The organism is Herbiconiux sp. 11R-BC (assembly GCF_049472555.1).
Classification (GTDB): domain Bacteria; phylum Actinomycetota; class Actinomycetes; order Actinomycetales; family Microbacteriaceae; genus Herbiconiux.
In genome coordinates, this window is record NZ_JBCEBO010000001.1 from 1053463 (window position 1) to 1070166 (window position 16704).

Annotated in this window: 18 protein-coding genes; 9 read left to right on the forward strand and 9 right to left on the reverse strand. The window is 72.3% G+C overall.

From position 1 onward, the window contains the following. Position 1: 1 nt before the first annotated feature. The 3 genes from VD659_RS04620 to VD659_RS04630 are packed head-to-tail and all read right to left on the reverse strand — an operon-like array spanning position 2 to position 2172. The gene (locus VD659_RS04620; RefSeq protein WP_423259943.1) at positions 2–784 is read right to left on the reverse strand and encodes a hypothetical protein; all 783 of its coding nucleotides are present in this window, start codon (positions 782–784) and stop codon (positions 2–4) included. 12 nt (positions 785–796) lie between these two features. Beyond that, positions 797–1429 (reverse strand): signal peptidase I, encoded by a 633-nt coding sequence (locus tag VD659_RS04625; protein ID WP_423259944.1) that lies wholly within the window; start codon positions 1427–1429, stop codon positions 797–799. Positions 1430–1467: 38 nt separating this feature from the next. Then, entirely contained in the window at positions 1468–2172 is a 705-nt protein-coding gene (locus VD659_RS04630; protein WP_423259945.1) for a SipW-dependent-type signal peptide-containing protein, read from the reverse strand. Positions 2173–2529: 357 nt separating this feature from the next. On the opposite strand from VD659_RS04630, the gene VD659_RS04635 reads away from it, so the two are divergent. The 3 genes from VD659_RS04635 to purQ all read left to right on the forward strand — a co-directional run bounded on the left by VD659_RS04635 (position 2530) and on the right by purQ (position 6111). Continuing rightward, the gene (locus VD659_RS04635) at positions 2530–5040 is read left to right on the forward strand and encodes a LuxR C-terminal-related transcriptional regulator (protein ID WP_423259946.1); all 2511 of its coding nucleotides are present in this window, start codon (positions 2530–2532) and stop codon (positions 5038–5040) included. Between the two features lie 82 nt (positions 5041–5122). Further along, a complete protein-coding gene (gene purS / locus VD659_RS04640; RefSeq protein WP_137838509.1) occupies positions 5123–5416 on the forward strand; it encodes a phosphoribosylformylglycinamidine synthase subunit PurS in 294 nt (97 codons plus the stop codon). Next, complete coding sequence (gene purQ / locus VD659_RS04645; protein WP_423259947.1) at positions 5413–6111, forward strand: phosphoribosylformylglycinamidine synthase subunit PurQ; 699 nt, start codon at positions 5413–5415, stop codon at positions 6109–6111. The genes purS and purQ overlap by 4 nt, the downstream gene beginning before the upstream one ends. 28 nt (positions 6112–6139) lie before the next feature. Here purQ and VD659_RS04650 read toward each other — a convergent pair whose 3' ends face one another. Continuing rightward, on the reverse strand, positions 6140–6646 hold the full coding sequence (locus VD659_RS04650) for a DinB family protein (RefSeq protein ID WP_137838511.1): 507 nt from the start codon (positions 6644–6646) through the stop codon (positions 6140–6142). Positions 6647–6762: 116 nt separating this feature from the next. On the opposite strand from VD659_RS04650, the gene VD659_RS04655 reads away from it, so the two are divergent. Beyond that, entirely contained in the window at positions 6763–7398 is a 636-nt protein-coding gene (locus tag VD659_RS04655) for an Ig-like domain-containing protein (RefSeq protein WP_423259948.1), read from the forward strand. 171 nt (positions 7399–7569) lie between these two features. Beyond that, positions 7570–7857: a hypothetical protein gene (locus VD659_RS04660; protein WP_423259949.1), complete on the forward strand. Its 288-nt coding sequence runs from the start codon at positions 7570–7572 to the stop codon at positions 7855–7857. Positions 7858–7944: 87 nt separating this feature from the next. On the opposite strand, the gene VD659_RS04665 is transcribed toward VD659_RS04660, so the two are convergent. After that, entirely contained in the window at positions 7945–8376 is a 432-nt protein-coding gene (locus VD659_RS04665; RefSeq protein WP_423259950.1) for a VOC family protein, read from the reverse strand. 172 nt (positions 8377–8548) lie between these two features. Here VD659_RS04665 and VD659_RS04670 point away from each other — a divergent pair, with 172 nt between their 5' ends. Both VD659_RS04670 and VD659_RS04675 read left to right on the forward strand, forming a co-directional pair. Beyond that, positions 8549–9295, forward strand: coding sequence for a DUF4232 domain-containing protein (locus VD659_RS04670; protein ID WP_423259951.1), 747 nt, complete (start codon positions 8549–8551; stop codon positions 9293–9295). 67 nt (positions 9296–9362) lie between these two features. Further along, positions 9363–10556, forward strand: a complete 1194-nt coding sequence (locus VD659_RS04675) for a MarP family serine protease (protein ID WP_423259952.1) — start codon at positions 9363–9365, stop codon at positions 10554–10556. Positions 10557–10631: 75 nt separating this feature from the next. Here the strand turns inward: VD659_RS04675 and VD659_RS04680 are convergent, their stop codons facing one another. Continuing rightward, entirely contained in the window at positions 10632–11249 is a 618-nt protein-coding gene (locus VD659_RS04680) for a TetR/AcrR family transcriptional regulator (protein WP_423259953.1), read from the reverse strand. 86 nt (positions 11250–11335) lie between these two features. Between VD659_RS04680 and VD659_RS04685 the strand changes: the two genes are divergently transcribed. Continuing rightward, positions 11336–11821: a glutathione peroxidase gene (locus VD659_RS04685; RefSeq protein ID WP_423259954.1), complete on the forward strand. Its 486-nt coding sequence runs from the start codon at positions 11336–11338 to the stop codon at positions 11819–11821. Between the two features lie 122 nt (positions 11822–11943). Continuing rightward, positions 11944–13059 (forward strand): methyltransferase, encoded by a 1116-nt coding sequence (locus VD659_RS04690; protein ID WP_423259955.1) that lies wholly within the window; start codon positions 11944–11946, stop codon positions 13057–13059. A 571-nt stretch (positions 13060–13630) separates the two neighbouring features. Here VD659_RS04690 and deoC read toward each other — a convergent pair. The 3 genes from deoC to VD659_RS04705 all read right to left on the reverse strand — a co-directional run bounded on the left by deoC (position 13631) and on the right by VD659_RS04705 (position 16684). Further along, a complete protein-coding gene (gene deoC, locus VD659_RS04695; RefSeq protein WP_423259956.1) occupies positions 13631–14338 on the reverse strand; it encodes a deoxyribose-phosphate aldolase in 708 nt (235 codons plus the stop codon). A gap of 266 nt (positions 14339–14604) precedes the next feature. Then, positions 14605–15675: a Gfo/Idh/MocA family protein gene (locus VD659_RS04700; RefSeq protein WP_423259957.1), complete on the reverse strand. Its 1071-nt coding sequence runs from the start codon at positions 15673–15675 to the stop codon at positions 14605–14607. Between the two features lie 130 nt (positions 15676–15805). Continuing rightward, positions 15806–16684 (reverse strand): hypothetical protein, encoded by an 879-nt coding sequence (locus tag VD659_RS04705; RefSeq protein WP_423259958.1) that lies wholly within the window; start codon positions 16682–16684, stop codon positions 15806–15808. Between the last annotated feature and the right edge of the window lie 20 nt (positions 16685–16704).

Genomic DNA, 16704 nt, shown 5'->3' on the forward strand with positions numbered 1-16704 from the left:
GTCAGTTCTCCTCGCTGCTTCGTGCGTCGCGCCGGGTTCCGCGCGCCCTCGCCACCACGAGCACGAGCCCGAGCAGGCCGGCGGTCAGCGCACCGAAGGCCAGGACGTTCTGCAGGCCGGTGTCGAGGCCCGTCTTCGCGAGCCCTCCCCCGGAGCCGGCGGGCACGGGTGTGACGGGGGTGATCGGCTGGTCGTCGATCGCCGTCGCGGTGAGGCCGAGCCCCATGTTCCCGGTCAGGCCCATCAGCGAGTCGTCGGAGCGGGCCGCCGCCGAGTCCTCCACGGCCAAGGTCACGAGCAGGTGCTCGGGCGATCCGGCCACGAGGGGCTGCAACGTGAAGGTGGGGCTCGAGCTCGCGTCGTCGTCCGCCGGGGTCGCGACCACGATCCGGGCGAAGCCGTCGGAGCAGCTCGGGTTCGTGGTGGGGTCCGTCCAGGGCACGGAGCAGCGGTCCACCGTCATGGTGAGGCCCCGCGGGTGGGTGGCGATCCCGCCGTTCTTGCGCAGCTCCAGTGAGAGCGTGGCGCGGGTCGCATCCTGCAGCCGGGCGTCGACCTGCCAGTAGGCGGGATCACCGGGGCTGATGTTCAGGAACTCGGCCGGGTAGGGGTCGGCCGAGAGCACGAGCCGCCCGGCGGTGCCGGTCTCCGGCACATCGATGAAGGCCGCCCGGGCGGAGTCGGCGAGCAGCAGCGAACCGGCGGAGAGGGCGGCGACCGCGGCGACGCCGACGAGCGCGGTGAGCGCCCGCGAACGGCGGCGGGCCGGAGGTGGGTGGTGCATGAGGTTCCCCTGTCAGTGACGTTTGGGTGTTCGCGCGGACCGGCCACGACCGCCGGGCCAGAGCCCCCAGGCGGCGACGGCGGCCACCGCGATCGTGATCGAGACCATGGCCACCGGGGTCTTGAACCACGCGATGACCGAGCCGGCGACCGGCGCCGACACGATGACGCGGCCCGCCTCCGACACGAGGTACCGCTCGCGGTCGGGGGCCGGGTTGTCATCGCCTTTGAGCGTGAGGGCGCGTTCGTCCGGCGAGCCCGCCACCGCGTCGATCGCGACGATGCGGTGGGTCACCGGAATTCGGCTCACGGGTTTCGGCACCGTCACCACGTCCCCCACCCGCAGCTGCGCCGCGGACACGGTCTGGGTGACGGCTGCCGACCCCGTCGGCATCGAGGGAGCCATCGAACCGGTGACGAACACGATCACCGAGAGCGAGAACAACCAGGATGCGAGCAGCCAGACCACCGCGAGGATGCCGACGACGCCGACGACCGTGACCACTGCGTCCCGCGGCGAGAACCGCCGTTGCCGGGCGGGCACGGGAGGCACGGCCGGAGCGATAGGCCGACCGGGGGTGGTCTGCTCGTCGCCCGCACCGGCATCCGCAGGGGTGTCCGTCGCTGTGTGGATCACGTCGGTCATCGTCGGCTCGTCATCTCGCGGTGGCCTGGCTGGGCCTGTCAGAGCGTCTCGCCGTCGAACACCCAGGCGGGTGCGACGGTGCGGCCCATGTAGTCGTCCACGGTCGAGCCCGGGGCCGGCACCAGCGGGTCGGGCAGCGTCACCTCGAAGCAGTAGAACTGCGTCGATCCGGATGCCGCAGCCAGCGCCTGGCTGACCGAGCCGCCGGTGCTCGCGAGCGGTCCGTCGGCGATCAGGGTCGGAGCACCCGGCGCCCCCGAGAACGCGGTCGCGTCGCAGGTGAAGGCCGTGGCGCTCGTCACCACGCGCACGTCCAGCGCGTCGGTGAGCAGGCCGCCCGGGTCGTTCACGGTCACACCGGCCGCGGCGACCGCCGGCTGCAGCAGCACGTCGCCGGCCAACGAGGTGGCCGAGGTGCGCAGCGCGACCGGCGCGTAGACCGAGTCGCCGGGCGCGAGAGCGAGCGCGGCGGCCCCGAAGGTGATCTCCCCACCCGGGTTGGCGTCCTCGCTCACCCAGGCCGCTCCGTCCAGAGGCACGGTCGTGTTCTGCTGCACCTCGAAGGTCGAGGTTCCGATGCCCGGCCCCCCGGAGCCGTTGCCGCCGAACACCCATTCCGTGTCGGTCCAGGCGGCCAGCGTCGCCGTGGCCCCGATCCCGAGGACCGCGCCGGCAGCCGCCAGAGCGAAGACCTTCCTGCGCTTGTTGCCTGTCGTCGCTGCCGTCGAAGCGTGCGATGTCATCTTCGTCACCCCATTCATCCGTGAGCCGGGGCATCGGCGTCGATGCGCATCCGGCGATCCTCTTCGTCGGATCTGCTCCGCACGCTAAGCGCGGCCCGAGGTCGGCTGCACGGGCTGAGCGCACTCTTCGGTGCAAACTCAGCAGTCCGCCGGGCCCGCTTCGCCGAGGCCTTCCGGATGGTCGGTAGTTCTCGGTAGTCAGTGCCGGAAAAGTCGGTAGCGACCGCGCGGGCACTGATAGTCAACTGTCGTACTGCTGAGTAGTGTGGGAGACCACCGAGTGAGTAGGACAGCCTGGTAACTGCCGACCGTGGGGAGGTCAGGCGCTACCCGGCATCGGCGGGGGGATCAACGATGATGAGCACCGGGAACGAGACGGGGCAGGGCGAGTCCGAGCGGGGCGAACCCGAGCTGGGCGAGTCCGAGCGGGGCACGACGGCCGCCCACGACGTCATCGGGCCCGACCGCAGCGTGGAGGTGGTCGTGGCCGATCTGCTCTCCGGCACGAATGCGATCGTGGCGGGCATGCTCGGCTCCGGCAAGAGCCACTTCACGCGGGCGATCGTGGCGGCGCTGCGCGAGCGCGGGAGCGATCCGGTGGTCGTGCGAGCCGGCCTGCCGCTCTCGCGGACGGCCTTCGGCGCCTTCGATGCGACGGGCGACCCCCGGCTCGCGGTGCTCAGGGCGCGTGACGCGCACGGCGGCGCGGGTGATGGTTCCGAAGAGTCAGAGCCGGAGGCCGCCGGCGGGGCGCTGATCGTCGTGATCGACGACGCCCAGGCCCTCGACGAGAGTGCCTTCGGCCTCGTCGGGCGAGCCTGCTACGACGGCCGCATGACGGTGCTCCTCTCCCTGGCGGTCGATCGGGACAGCGACCGCACGGCGAGTGCCGACAGCGCTCCCGTGATGCGGGCCATCACCCAGCTCTGGCTCGCCGGCGGCGCGAACCGCTACGACCTGCACCAGTTCGACGCTGCGACAGCCTCGGAGCTGATGCAGGTCTTCGCCGGCGGCCGTCGTCTCGACACCGCGACCACGGCAGCGCTCTTCGCGCGCTCGTGCGGCTCACGGATGCTGCTGCGCGAGCTCACCCTCGACGCCGTCGCCCAGCTCGACGCCGGCCACGATCCTCTCGATCCCCTGCACGAGGTGCACAGCGGTTCGCGCTCCTCGGATGCCGTCGCCTCCGCCCTCGGCGAGTACTCGGCCGACGAGCGTCTCGCCCTCGCGATGATCGGCCGGCTGCCGGGGATCGAGTACGCCGAGGCGTGCCGCACGATCGAACCGTCGACGATCGGCGCCCTGATGCTCGGCCGAGCCGTGCACACCGGGCACACCCCGGCTCGCCAGCTCTTCGCCAACCGCCTGCTGGCCCGCGAGGCCGAACGCCGACTCGAGCCAGGCGCACTCGACCGCGCCCTCGACGAGGCGATGCGACGCGCGCTCACCACGCCCGGGATGACGGCCGGCGTCGCGCTGAACCGCCTGATCGCGGCCAACTGGCTCTCGATGCGGCCCACGGTGCCGGGCCCGGCGACGGTCGACGCCGACACCCGCTGTCGCATCCTGGCGAGCGCCGCCCACCGCGCCAATGACGAGGCGCAACCCGACCTCGCGCTCGCGTTCAGTCGGCTCGGTGATGAATCCGGAAGGTGCGCCGACCTCACCCTCGAGGCCTCGCGCGCACTCGCTGGTCTCCGTCGATTCGATCTGGCACGAGAGGAACTCGAGAAGCTCGACCTCGCAACGATGCGGATCGACCAGCTGCGGCGCGGCGTGCGCTGGTGGGGAAGCCTGAGTACCTGGATGCCCACTCCGAGCCGCGCCGCGGGCGAGGAACCGGCTCCGGCTGCCGGGTCCGCGTCGGCGCGCGAGTGGCTGGCGGCCTCGGCGGTCGACGACCCCTCGGTCCTCGCGGAGATCGAAGTGGAGCGCCTCGAACAGGAGATCCTCGAGATGCGCTGGGAGAGCGCGCTCTCGCTGGCCGACAGCATCCTCGCCGGCGGGGCGGCGCATCCGCTCGCCCGGCTGCGCGCAGCGCTCGCCGCGGCCGTGGCGAGCACGATGCTGATCGGCTGGCACGAGAGCCTTCCGCGCTACCGCGTCGCCGACGCCTTCACGCGCGATCCGGTGACCGGCGAGACCGTGAACCCCACGCTCGGGCTCTCGGTGCTCTGCGCCGAGTCGTTCCTGGCGATGATCGGCGGATTCGCGCCGGGAGGGCATCGCGACCGCCTCCACCGGCTGCTGGTCGTCGCCGCGGAGCAGGACGACCGCACGGCGCTCTCGCTCGGCGGCATCGTGGCCGGAGTGGTGGCGTTGGCCACCGAGGACACCGAGCGGGCGAGCATCGAGTTCGATGCGGCCCTGCGGCGATTCGACCGGCTCGAGTTCGCCGCGTGGCGCCCGATGATCGGCTACCTGCGGGCCATCGCGCTCGCGCGGCTCGGGCGCGCGAGCGCGGCACGGGAGGTGGTGGCCGACATCGACGATCACCTCATGGCGGACTACCCGGTGTTCGCCTTCGCTCGCGACCGGGCGCTCGCCGCCCTCGCCGTGGCGCTCGCCACCGGCCCCGCGGCCGGGACGGCGGTCATCGCGGCGGGGAGCTCCGCCGCATGGCGGCCCGGCGAACCCGGCGCCGCTGCGCACACCGGCGGGAACGCGCTCACCGACGAGCTCACCGACCGCGAGCACGAGGTGGCGCGGCTGGTGGCGCAGGGCCTCAGCAACAAGGAGATCGCGCAACGGCTGTTCCTCTCGGTGCGCACGGTGGAGTCGCACGTGTACACGGCCCGCGGCAAGACGGGCTCCACGTCCCGGCGCGAGCTCGGGCGGCTCGTGGCGGAGACCGGCGGCCGTGGCTGACCGCCGACCGGCTCCCCGTGGCAGCCGGTAGACTGGAGCCATCTTTCCCGCCCATCGCAGGGGCCGAACGCAGGAGCAACACGTGCCGAAGATCGTCGTCGACGTCATGCCCAAAGCCGAACTTCTCGACCCGCAGGGCAAGGCCGTGGCCGGCGCCCTCAGCCGCCTCGGCAACGAGCACTTCTCTGGCGTACGCGTCGGCAAGCGCTTCGAGCTGACCGTCGACGGTCCCGTCGACGACGCCGTGCTCGCCTCGGTGCGCGAGATCGCCGACGAGCTGCTGTCGAACTCGGTGATCGAAGACGTCGTGAACATCACCGTCGTCGACGAGGCCGGCGCACACAGCGCTTCGGCCGCATCCGGAGCCCTCGCGTGACGCGCGTCGGCGTCGTCACCTTCCCGGGCTCGCTCGACGACCGCGACGCCCAGCGCGCGGTGCGTTTCGCCGGCGCCGAGGCGGTCGCGCTCTGGCACGGCGACCACGAGCTGCAGGGCGTGGATGCGGTGGTGCTGCCGGGCGGGTTCAGCTACGGCGACTACCTGCGCTGCGGCGCCATCGCGTCGCACTCGCCGATCATGCGCGAAGTGGTCGCGGCCGCCGAGCGCGGGGTTCCGGTGCTCGGCATCTGCAACGGCTTCCAGATGCTCACCGAGGCGCACCTGCTCCCCGGCGGCCTCATCCGCAACGACCACGGATCCTTCATCTGCCGCGACCAGGTGCTGCGGGTCGAGAACACCTCGACCGCGTGGACCTCGGCCTACGAGCCCGGCCAGGAGATCACCATCCCGCTGAAGAACGGCGAGGGCGGCTACATCGCCTCGGCCGAGACGCTGGCGCGGCTCGAGGGCGAGGGCCTGGTGGCGTTCCGCTACGTGGGCGTGAACCCGAACGGCTCGCTCAACGACATCGCCGGCGTCACGAACGCGCGCGGCAACGTGGTGGGGCTCATGCCGCACCCCGAGCACGCCATCGAGGCCGGCTTCGGCCCCGACACCCCGGTCGCCATGCGCTCGGGCGTCGACGGCCTCGCGATGTTCACCTCGGCGCTGCAGAGCCTCCTGGCGGTCTAGCCACCAGCCACTCGCTACTCGCTACTCGCTACTCGCCGACGGCGCCGTCGAGGAGTTCGCGGAGGATGTCGATGTGGCCGAGGTGGCGCGCGGTCTCCTCGGTGAGGTGCAGCAGGATCCAGCGCAGAGTGAAGCGGCCGTCCTGGGCCGCACTGCGGTCGTCGAGCGCGAAGCGGGCGGCCACCGCACGCGACTCGGCGCAGGCCTGTTCGTAGTCCGCGAGGATCTCGGCGAGGCTGTCGGCCTCTGTCACGCGGAACTCTCCGTCGGGGTCCTCCTCGCTCCAGCGGTACACGAGCCCGGTCTCGCCGGCCATGTCCTCGCGGAACCACGAGCGCTCGACGTCGGCGAGGTGCCGCACCAGCCCCGAGACCGTCGTGAGGCTCGGCAGAAGGCGGCGCGCCGCATCCGCGTCGCTGAGTCCGGTGGCCTTCCACACCACGGATGCGCGCTGCAGCTCGAGGAAGCCCTCGATGCTCTCGCGCTCGCCGCCGCGCTCGGGCGGCTGGGGGCGCTCGTCGGGGAGAAGTGTCATGTCTCCAGTCTGCCGCGAGGATGATCTCACGCACATCCCGAGTTTGCTTCACTTTGCCGTCCGAGAGGGCTAGTGTTCCCCCGGGGGGACGGGATGCCTGATCGAAAGGTTCTCCCATGCTCAGCAACCCGCTCTCCCGGCGCGTGGCCGTCGTACTCGTGGCCACCGCAGCCCTGGCTCTCGCCGGGCCCGCGGTCGGCGCCTCGGCCGCTCCGCCCCTCACGCTCGACTGTCACAACCTCACCAGCGGCACCCAGAAGGTCGTCGCCGGCGTGTCCACCCGCCTAGACGCGTACTGCCTGTCGTCGGCGTGGGCGATCACGGTGTCGGCGGAGCACGGCGCGACGACGATCGACCACTACGGCTGGATCACCTACACGAGCGAAGCCGGCTACCACGGCGCCGACACCATCACCGTGCGCGCCAGCATCCGCCGCGACGGCAGCGGCGACCTGACCAGCACCATCGCCATCGCCGTGGACGGGCCGGCCACGGCCGCGGATCAGGCCTTCACTGTGGCCGCGAACGGCACTCTTCGCTCGACGCTCCTGCCGATGCCGGGCGGCGAGTGGATGGTCGAGGCCGGAACCACCCCGCCGGCGCACGGCACCCTCAGTGTCAACGCGTACACGGGAGAGATGATCTATCAGCCGGAGCCCGAGTTCACCGGGGTCGACGGATTCCTGTACCGCCTCTCCACGAAGGACGGCGCATACTCGAACGTGGCGCACGTGACGATCACGGTCCGGTAGCCGGAGAGCCCGCCGGCAGCGGTCAGCGGAGGGGCCGCGCCCGGAGCGAACGCCGTCACCCGCACGAAATCCGCCCGCCCGCCGATGATCTCGAACGCGCTCGGGGAGTGGCGGTCCCGAGGATGGCCCCCAGCATGGCCCTGTTCACCTTCGACCGGCATAATGACCGGCATGGCGAAGAAGACGAAGACCGCGCTGAAAGAGCTCATCAAGGCTCTCGAGAAGCACGTCGAAGTACTCGAAGACCCGAAGAGCAACCGCGGCAAGCGCGACCGCGCCACCGCGCAGGTGCACGCCGCCGCGATCGGCTACGCCTCCGTGCTGCACTCGCGCACCGGCAGCGAGAGCCCGTTCCTCGACATCCCCGACCCCGGGCTCGACGCCGACACGGTGGCGTCGCTCAAGGCCGAGAAGGATGCGCTGATCGCGCGCCACAAGGCCAAGCACCCCGAGAAGTAACGGCCGGCGCCGTCACCAGGCGCCCACCTGACGGGCGGTCGGCTGCCGCGCCGTCGGCTACTGGGCGGTCGGCTACTGCGCGGTCGGCTACTGCGCGGTCGGCTCCTGGGGCGTACCGCCGATGTTGACGAGCCAGTTGATGCCGAACCTGTCGGCCAGCATGCCGAAGCTGTCACCCCACGGCGCCTTCTCGAGCGGCTGCGCGATGGTGGCACCCTCGGACAGCTTGTCCCAGTAGCCGTGCAGCTCGGCCTCGTCGGTGCCGCTCAGCGACACGCTCACGTTCGTGCCGGGCTTGTACTCCATCGACGCCGGGGTGTCGGAGGCCATCAGCACCAGGCCGTTCGGCGACACGAGCTGAGCGTGCATGACGAGCCCGCTCTCCGAGGGATCGTGGGCCATGCCGAAGTCGCCGAAGGTGCTGCTCGTGAGCTCGCCCCCGAACACCGACTGGTAGAACTCCATGGCGCTCCGCGCTTCGCCGGTGAAGCTGATGTAAGGGTTGAGATTGGTGGTCATGGCCGTCTCCTCCGGGATGCGGCGACCGGCTGATCCGGTGCCGACGAGAGCACGATAACAGACTGATGTGGACGGTGTACACATGATTCCGTTCCGTCCTGGACCGCTCCCGGACTGATTTACTGACAGTGACCGGCAGCATCCGTTCGGCCGGGTCGAGGAGGGTTCGATCATGTCGGAGTTCACACCGGAGCCACCCGTGCAGCCCGGGGCCGCGGTTCCGCCCGAACTGCCCGGCGGCCCGACGCCGCCGTTCGGCTCGAACGGCCTCCCGCCCGCCGGTCCGAACCCGCCACGGCGCAACGGCTGGAAGATCGCGTTCATCGTCGTGGCGATCGTGCTGGGCCTCGCCCTCATCGGCGCCGTCGCGTGGGGTGTGCTCGCCGCCACCAAGGCCCCAGCGCCGGCGCCCACCGTCACCGTGACCGCCACCGCCACCGCCTCGCCGAGCCCGACGCCCACCGCCACGCCGACCCCGACTCCGACGAACGCCGCCTCCACGGCCTGCACCGCCGACCAGCTGAGCATCACCCTCGGCCAGGCGGAGGGCACGGCCGGCAGCAGTGTCGTTCCGCTCGTGTTCACCAACACGGGAACCACCGGATGCACGCTGCAGGGCTACCCGCAGATCGCGTTCGTCGGCGACGACAACGGAACCCAGCTCGGCGCCGCCGCGGTGCCCGACGAGAACAGCGCGGTGGCGAGCCTCGAACTCGCCCCCGGCGGCGCCGCCCAGGCGCTGCTGCAGATCGCGACCGCCTCGAACTTCCCGAACTGCTCGGTGCAGACCGCGAACGGATTCCGGGTGTTCCCGCCCAACGCCTCCGGGGCGATCTTCGTGCCCACCACCGCCTACGACGCCTGCACGAACACCAGCGACGCGCTGCTCAGGGTGGGGGCCGTGACGACGGTTCCGTAAGGCTGTCGCGGACGCGCCCGGCGCATCCGGTGCACGACTCCCAGCTGTGCTGAATAGCATGACGCCAATGGACATCATCGTCGACATCGTGCTGATCGTGATCGGCCTGCTCGCCGTGCTCGGCGGGTGGCGCCGCGGCGCCCTGGTGACCGCCGCGTCGCTCGTGGGCATCATCGCGGGTGCCCTGCTCGCCACCCTTCTGGCGCCCCCGATCGCCGACTGGGTGGGCGGCTTCGGCTGGAACGCGCCCGTGCAGCGGGCCATCACCGCGGGCGTGGTGCTCGTGCTCTGCATGGTGGTGGCGGTGGGCGTGCTCTCCCTCGTGGCCGGGCTGCTGCGCCGGGTGATCGGGGTGGTGCGCATCGGGCGCGGCCTCGATGCGGCCGGCGGCGCGGTGCTCGGGGCCCTCACCTGGGGCGTCGTGGTGTGGCTGCTCGCCGGGTTCCTCCAGACCACCGGCATCCCGCAGATCACCCAGGTGGTGTCGTCGTCGAAGGTGGTGTCGACGCTCAACGCGATCTCGCCCATCCCCTCGTCGACGGCGCTCGGCACCATCAACACGGCGCTGGGCGACTCGGGTTTCCCGCAGGTGTTCGCCTTCGGCTCGGAGACCATCCAGGGCGCGCAGCCACCCGACCCGAGCATCCCGGCCGCCGTCAACGCGGCCGCGAGCGGCGTCGTGCGCGTGCTCTCCTCGGCGCCGTCGTGCTCGTCGGATGCGGAGGGCAGCGGGTGGGTCGTGGCCACCGACCGCATCGTCACCAATGCCCACGTGGTGGCGGGCTCCTCGCAGCTGTTCGTGCAGCCGGGCGGCGCAGGGCAGCTCTACACGGCGACGCTCGTGGTGTTCGACCCCTCGCGCGACCTGGCCGTGCTCGACGTTCCGGGCCTGCCGCTCGCCCCGCTGCCACTCGGCAGCACGCTGGCGGCGGGCGACTCGTCCGTGGTGGCCGGCTACCCCGAGAACGGCGCCTACTCCGTGGTGCCGGCGCGCGTGCGCGAGATGCTCGATGCGGTGGGGCTCGACATCTACCAGAAGGCGCCGGTCACGCGCTCGATCTACTCGCTGCGATCGGTGGTGCGGCCGGGCAACTCGGGCGGCCCTCTGTTCGACGACAGCGGCGCCGTGGTGGGAGTCGTGTTCGCGCGCTCCACCATCGACTCGGAGACGGGCTACGCACTGACGCTGGACGAGGCGGCACCCGTGCTCGCGCAGGCGGGCGCGACGGAGCCCGTGGACTCGGGGGCGTGCGCGGCGTAGCCCCCGGGCTCGCAGCCGATGCCACGGCCCCCGAATGGAAGGAGATTCGAGGGTCTCGCGCGCGAAACGCGGGCTTCAGGCCCGAATGTCATTCCATTCGGAGGCGGCAATGCGGTGCGCACCGATGACGGCGTCGGCCGCGCGAGCGAAGGCACGGGTCACCGCGGCCGGGTCGTCGAGGTAGCCACCCACCGTGACACCGTCGCGCAGGATCATCAGCTCGACCGCCGCATCCTGCGCATCCGCCTCGGGCAGGCCCAGCGCGCCGAGGAGCGCGCAGAAGGCCTCGGTGAGCCACCGGCGATGGCTCAGCACCACCAGGCGCACCGGATGCGCGGGGTCGGCGTACTCGGCTGCGGCGTTGATGAAGGCGCAGCCGCGGTACCCGGGCGCGCAGCTCGCGGCGGCGAGCGCGTCGACGGCGAGGCGCAGACCCGCCTCGGGGTCGGCCTCGGCGAGCTCGAGCACGTCGCCGATCACCGCGCGCTCGAGGGCCGCGTGCCGCTCGAGGTAGGCCACCATGAGCTCGTCTTTCGAGGGGAAGTGGCGGTAGAAGGTCACCTTGGTGGTGCCGACGAGCGCGATGATGCGCTCGGCGCTCACCGCCCGGAAGCCCTCGGTGTAGAACAGCTGCGACGCGGCCTGGAGCAGGCGCTCACGCATCGACACGACGGTCTCGTCGCTCGGATTCACCGTCACCTCCCGTGGTCGCTCGCAGTAGAGTTACTGGTAAGTCTACTGGAAACGACCTCGACGACCTCGACCCGAAGGATGCGCGCATGAGCGACAAGCTGAACGAGATCCCCCTCACCACCATCGACGGCTCCACCTCGACCCTGGCCGACTACGCGCCCGTCAAGCTCATCGTGAACGTGGCCTCGCGCTGCGGGCTCGCGCCGCAGTACGAGAAGCTCGAGCAGCTGCAGAAGACCTACGGCGACCGCGGCTTCACGGTGCTCGGATTCCCGAGCAACCAGTTCCTGCAGGAGCTCTCCGACACCGACAAGATCAAGGAGTACTGCTCCACCACGTGGGGCGTGACCTTCCCGATGTTCGACAAGGTGAAGGTGAACGGGCGCTCGGCGCATCCGCTCTACGCCGAGCTCACCAAGACGCCGGATGCGGCGGGCAAGGCCGGGCGCGTCAAGTGGAACTTCGAGAAGTTCGTGGTGACGCCCGACGGCCAGGTGCACCGCTTCCGCCCGACGGTGGAGCCGGATGCGCCGGAGATCGTGGCGCTGATCGAGTCGTCGCTGCCGGCGTAGGGGTCGGGCGCGCGGGAGGGGCGCCGAGGCGCGCGCAGGCTGCGGGTTGCGGGTTGCCGGTTGCGCGTTGCGCGTTGCGCGTTGCGGAGCAGCTGAGGGGCGCGAGTAGAGTTGCCGCCGAGATGAGCGACGGCTTCGGAGCGGCGGCAGGCGGGGAGTGGAGCAACGCGGCGGTCGCCGCCCGGCTCCGTGCCGCCGGATGCGTGTTCGCCGAGGAGGAGGCCGCACTGCTGCTGGAGGCGGCGGGGTTCGGTGCGGAGGGCGGCTTCGACGAGGCGAGTGAGCACGAGGCCGGCGGGATCATTCGCACGGAGCCCGGCACTTCCGCCGGCCACGCCGGACTACGGCATGTGGATGCGCCAGACCCGGTCGCGCTCGAGCGCTTGATCGCGCAGCGGGTGGCGGGGCTGCCGCTCGAGCACATCCTCGGGTGGGCGGAGTTCGCGGGGTTGCGGATCGCCGTCGATCCGGGCGTGTTCGTGCCGCGGCGCCGAACCGAGTTCCTGGTGCAGCACGCTGTCGCCGCCCTCGCGCATGGCCGGGACGCGCATCCGGCGGCGGAGGCGGCGAGCGCGGCCCAGCGGCCCGAGCACCGCACGAGCCCGAGTGGAGCCGCGGACCGCGAGGCCGGCGGCGCGCACCCGGGGGACGGGGCGAGCGCACTCGAGCACCCAGAGCACCGCAGGACCCAGGGCGGAACCGCGGACCGCGAGGCCGGCGACACGCATCCGGCGGCGGGGGTCGTGGTGCTCGACCTCTGCTGCGGGTCGGGGGCGGTCGGCGCCGCGATGGCCGCGGCCGTCGCGGGGGCCGATGTCTATGCGGCCGACATCGATCCGGCGGCGGTGCGGAGTGCGCGGCGCAACATCCCACGGCCGGAGCGTGTGTTCGAGGGCGACCTCTACGACGCCCTGCCCGGGACTCTGCGCGGGCGCATCGACGTGATCGTGGTGAACGCGCCCTACGTTCCGACCGCGGCGATCGCCACCATGCCGCCCGAGGCGCGACTGCACGAAGCCCGCGTGGCACTCGACGGCGGCGCCGACGGCCTCGACGTGCAGCGGCGGGTCGCCGCGGACGCGCTGGGCTGGCTCGCGCGCGGCGGCACACTGCTGATCGAGACCAGCGAAGCGCAGGCCCCGACGACGGCGGCCGTCTTCGCGGAGGCGGGACTGCATCCGCGCATCGAGCGCTCCGACGAGCTCGACGCGACCGTCGTCATCGGCACGCGCGCCTGAGGCGCGGGCGCGCAGAGCGGCACGGGGTGAGGCGGTGCGGGGTCAGGCGGTGCAGGGTCAGCTCAGCCGTGCGGGCGCGAGCTCGTCGGCTACCCGATCGTGCGAGCGCGAAGCCGGACGGCGCAGCGCGAGAGCCGGCGTGGGGCTCCGCCGCACGGTACCGGGCAGACCGCACGCGAGCCCTCCGGCACGACGGCCGGCCGGATCAGCGGGCGCGGCCGGATCAGCGGGCGAGGCCGGATCGACGGGCGAGGCCGAATCGACCCGCGAGGCCGGATCGACGGGCGAGGCCGGATCTGCCCGCGCGACAGGTCAGCGCGCGCGACAGGTCAGCGCGCGAAGGGTCAGCCCTTGTAGGGCGATCGCACCATCGCGACGAGCGCCATGATGCCGAGCACACCGCCGACCAGGGTGATCAAACCGACAACGCCGAGCAGCACTCCAGCCATCAATGTCTCCCAAATCTCGAGTCACCCCAGGGTAGCAAGCGCAGGAGCTCCCGGCGCGCGGGGCGATGGCGCACCGCATCCGCGACCCGCGTCGCCCGCGGGCGAGGGCACGCGGAGGACCGTCAGTAGGAGCCGGGAGCCTCGGGCTCGACGGCGAGGCCTGCCGCCTCCGCGAGGATGGCGCGCGTGCCCGAGAGGCCGAGGCGCGTGGCGCCGACCGCGATCATGGCCTCCACGGCCTCGAGCGTGCGGATGCCGCCGCTCGCCTTCACGCCGAGCTCTCCGTCGACGGTCTTCGCCATGAGCGCGACGGCCTCGAGGGTGGCTCCGCCGGCGGGGTGGAACCCGGTGGAGGTCTTCACGAAGTCGGCTCTGGCGGCCATGGCGGCGCGGCAGGCCGCCACGATCTCGTCGTCGGTGAGCACGGCCGACTCGATGATGACCTTGAGCACGTGCGGGGCCGGGATGACGGCGCGCACGGCCGCGATGTCGGCCTCGACGAGATCGAAACGGCCCGCCTTCGCTGCGCCGAGGTCGATGACCATGTCGATCTCGTCGGCACCGCGTGCGATCGACTGCGCCGCCTCGGCGGCCTTGACCGACGAGGTGTGCTTGCCGGAGGGGAAGCCGCACACCACGGCGACCTTGAGCTCGGCGCCGGCGGGCACCGCCAGCGGCAGGAACGACGGCGACACGCACACCGAGTAGGCGCCGAGCTCGATCGCCTCGGCGACGTGCGCGGCGACGTCGGCCTCGGTGGCCTCGGGCTTCAGCAGGGTGTGGTCGACGAGGCGCGCGAGGGCGAGAGCGGGCGTGGCGGTGAGGGACATGCGTGCGGGACCTTCCGGCGGGGTGATGGGCTGAGGGATCACTGACCGCGGCGCTGCGGAAGAAGACCCTTCAAGAATACCCGCCCGACCAGGCGTTCCGGCAGCCGGCCCCGGATGCCGCGGCCTCACCTCGCCAAAAACAAGGAGGTGAGCGGCGACACGCCGCGGTCACCATCCCTCTCGGCGGGGTGTCGGAAAAGTACTCCTTGTTTTTGGGCGGACTCCTTGTTTTTGGGAGGGTGGCGGTGTGGGGCGGGGACGTGGGGTCAGGGGTTCTGGCGGTGGCACTCGGCGATGATGGCGAGGCCGGCCACGGCGTCGTGCGGGTCGACGGGCATCGGGGTTCCGGTGAGGAGCGCCTCGGCGACACCGCGGTAGAAGGCGGCGTAGTCGCCGCGCTCGAGCGGGATCTCGCGTGAGCCGTCGGGGGTCTCGAGCAACCCCGTCGGGCTGACGTCGTCGACACCGAACTCGGGATCGCCGACGTCCATGCCGGCCTTGGCCTGCCGCTCCTGCGGGTCGAGGCCCCACGTGGTGAACACGGCCTTCGAACCGACCACACGGAAGCGCGGGCGGTTCGCGGGCGCCACGGCGCTCATCCAGAGGCGGCTGCGGGCGCCGCTCGCGTGCCGGAGGGTGACGAAGCTGTCGTCGTCGTTGACGGCGCCGTCGCGACGCGCGTCGAGTTCGGCGTGCACGGCTCCGGCCGCGATGTCGACGGGACCGAGCAGCTGGAGGGCCTGGTCGATGAGGTGCGGACCCAGGTCGAACAGGATGCCGCCGCCCTCGGCCGCCGGGTCGACGTCTTTGTTCTTGGCGCCCAGAGCCGGTTTCCACCACTCGAAGGCCGATTCGAACTGGCGCACCTCGCCGAGCTCCCCGGCGTCGACGAGGGCGCGGACGGTGAGGAATTCGCCGTCCCAGCGCCGGTTCTGGAACACCGCGATGCGCCGGCCGGCCCGCTCGGCGTGAGCGACCAGCTCGCCGGCGTCGGCTGCCGACAAGGCGAACGGCTTGTCCACGATCACGTCGAGACCCGCGTCGAGGGCGCGGTGGGCGAGCGGCGCATGCGTGGCGTTGGGGGTGGTGATCACCACCAGGTCGAGCGCGAGCTCGCCGGCGCCGGGCCGCGAGAGGAGGGTGCCGGCATCCGGGACGACCACGCCATCGCCGTAACGCGCGTTCGCCTCCGCCGCCCGCTCGGCGTTCGAGGTCACGACGGCCACGAGCTCGAATGCGGGGTCGGCCGCCACGAGCGGCGCGTGGAACACCGAACCTCCGAGGCCGTAGCCGATGACGGCGGTGCGGAGGGGAGCGGTGCGCGCGGTGGTGGCCATGGGTTTCACGATACGCGGCGTCGAACGGAATGAGATTCGGCCGATACGGCGGCGTTTCGTCCACGAACCCCCCGAATCTCATTCCGTTCTCCGAGGTGGAGTGCACCGGATGCTGCCGCCGACCGGCGAGCTACGGAATCAGGGCGGCGGCGAGCATGAGGGCGGTCGAGGCGGCCATGCTCGCGACCTCGGCCACGGCCATCCGGTCGCGGAGCGTGGTGCGCGGCAGCCGGAGCGCGAGCACCACACTCAGGCCGATGTAGACGAGCGCGCCGACCCCGCACATCGTCAGCAGAGCACCGGATGCGCTCCCCGCGTGATGCATCGAGCCCGCCAGGCCGGCACCCCAGCTCGCCCCCGCCACGGAGGTGCCTGCCGCCCCGCCCATCGCGGCGAGCAGCCCCGCGGTGACGAGCAGCCCGGCACTCCCGTGGGCGGCCATGGCACCGGCGTGGCGAGCGGGCACGGGCACGGCGGCCCCGACCGCGGCGGAGCGGCGCCCGAGCACGCCCGTTCGCCCGGACGCATCGGCGGTGGGGTGGCGCAGGGCAACGGCCCCGACCGCGGCGGGGCGACGCGTAGCATAGGCCACCCGAACGGCTGCACCCACGGCGAGGCGGCGCCCGGAAACCGGCGCCCGAACGGCCGCGGCAGGGCGGCGCCCGGGAACGCGTGCCCGGACGGCCGCATCCGGCGCGGGGCGAAGGCCGGGCCAACCGGTTCGCGCGGACGGGTGGGCGAGGGCCCGCGCTCCGCCAGGGTGCGGCGCACCCGGCGCGCCCGAGGCGAGCCGGCCCGCGAGGGCGGCCGCGAGGGCCGCGGCCACGAGGACGGCGGTCCAGACGAAGGGGGGCACGCGCAGGAGGCCCGTGGTCGCATCGACCATCGCGAGCAGCATGACGATCGCCGAGAGCGCCGCCGCCAGCCGGCGCGAGCGCACCGAACCGAGGGTGCAGCACGCACCCACCGCGGCGGGCAGCAGCGCGCCCGCGTGCAGAAGTTCAGCCATGAGGGCTCCTTCCTCCCGGA

Excerpts from the sequence above, each read along its gene's own strand:
- deoC (WP_423259956.1), bottom strand. The coding sequence starts at position 14,338 with ATGTCCCTCACCGCCACGCCCGCTCTCGCCCTCGCGCGCCTCGTCGAC.
- VD659_RS04700 (WP_423259957.1), bottom strand. The coding sequence starts at position 15,675 with ATGGCCACCACCGCGCGCACCGCTCCCCTCCGCACCGCCGTCATCGGC.
- VD659_RS04670 (WP_423259951.1), top strand. The coding sequence starts at position 8,549 with ATGTCGGAGTTCACACCGGAGCCACCCGTGCAGCCCGGGGCCGCGGTT.
- VD659_RS04630 (WP_423259945.1), bottom strand. The coding sequence starts at position 2,172 with ATGACATCGCACGCTTCGACGGCAGCGACGACAGGCAACAAGCGCAGG.
- VD659_RS04650 (WP_137838511.1), bottom strand. The coding sequence starts at position 6,646 with ATGACACTTCTCCCCGACGAGCGCCCCCAGCCGCCCGAGCGCGGCGGC.
- VD659_RS04655 (WP_423259948.1), top strand. The coding sequence starts at position 6,763 with ATGCTCAGCAACCCGCTCTCCCGGCGCGTGGCCGTCGTACTCGTGGCC.
- VD659_RS04685 (WP_423259954.1), top strand. The coding sequence starts at position 11,336 with ATGAGCGACAAGCTGAACGAGATCCCCCTCACCACCATCGACGGCTCC.
- VD659_RS04660 (WP_423259949.1), top strand. The coding sequence starts at position 7,570 with ATGGCGAAGAAGACGAAGACCGCGCTGAAAGAGCTCATCAAGGCTCTC.
- VD659_RS04635 (WP_423259946.1), top strand. The coding sequence starts at position 2,530 with ATGAGCACCGGGAACGAGACGGGGCAGGGCGAGTCCGAGCGGGGCGAA.
- VD659_RS04625 (WP_423259944.1), bottom strand. The coding sequence starts at position 1,429 with ATGACCGACGTGATCCACACAGCGACGGACACCCCTGCGGATGCCGGT.
- VD659_RS04690 (WP_423259955.1), top strand. The coding sequence starts at position 11,944 with ATGAGCGACGGCTTCGGAGCGGCGGCAGGCGGGGAGTGGAGCAACGCG.
- VD659_RS04620 (WP_423259943.1), bottom strand. The coding sequence starts at position 784 with ATGCACCACCCACCTCCGGCCCGCCGCCGTTCGCGGGCGCTCACCGCG.
- VD659_RS04665 (WP_423259950.1), bottom strand. The coding sequence starts at position 8,376 with ATGACCACCAATCTCAACCCTTACATCAGCTTCACCGGCGAAGCGCGG.
- VD659_RS04705 (WP_423259958.1), bottom strand. The coding sequence starts at position 16,684 with ATGGCTGAACTTCTGCACGCGGGCGCGCTGCTGCCCGCCGCGGTGGGT.
- VD659_RS04675 (WP_423259952.1), top strand. The coding sequence starts at position 9,363 with ATGGACATCATCGTCGACATCGTGCTGATCGTGATCGGCCTGCTCGCC.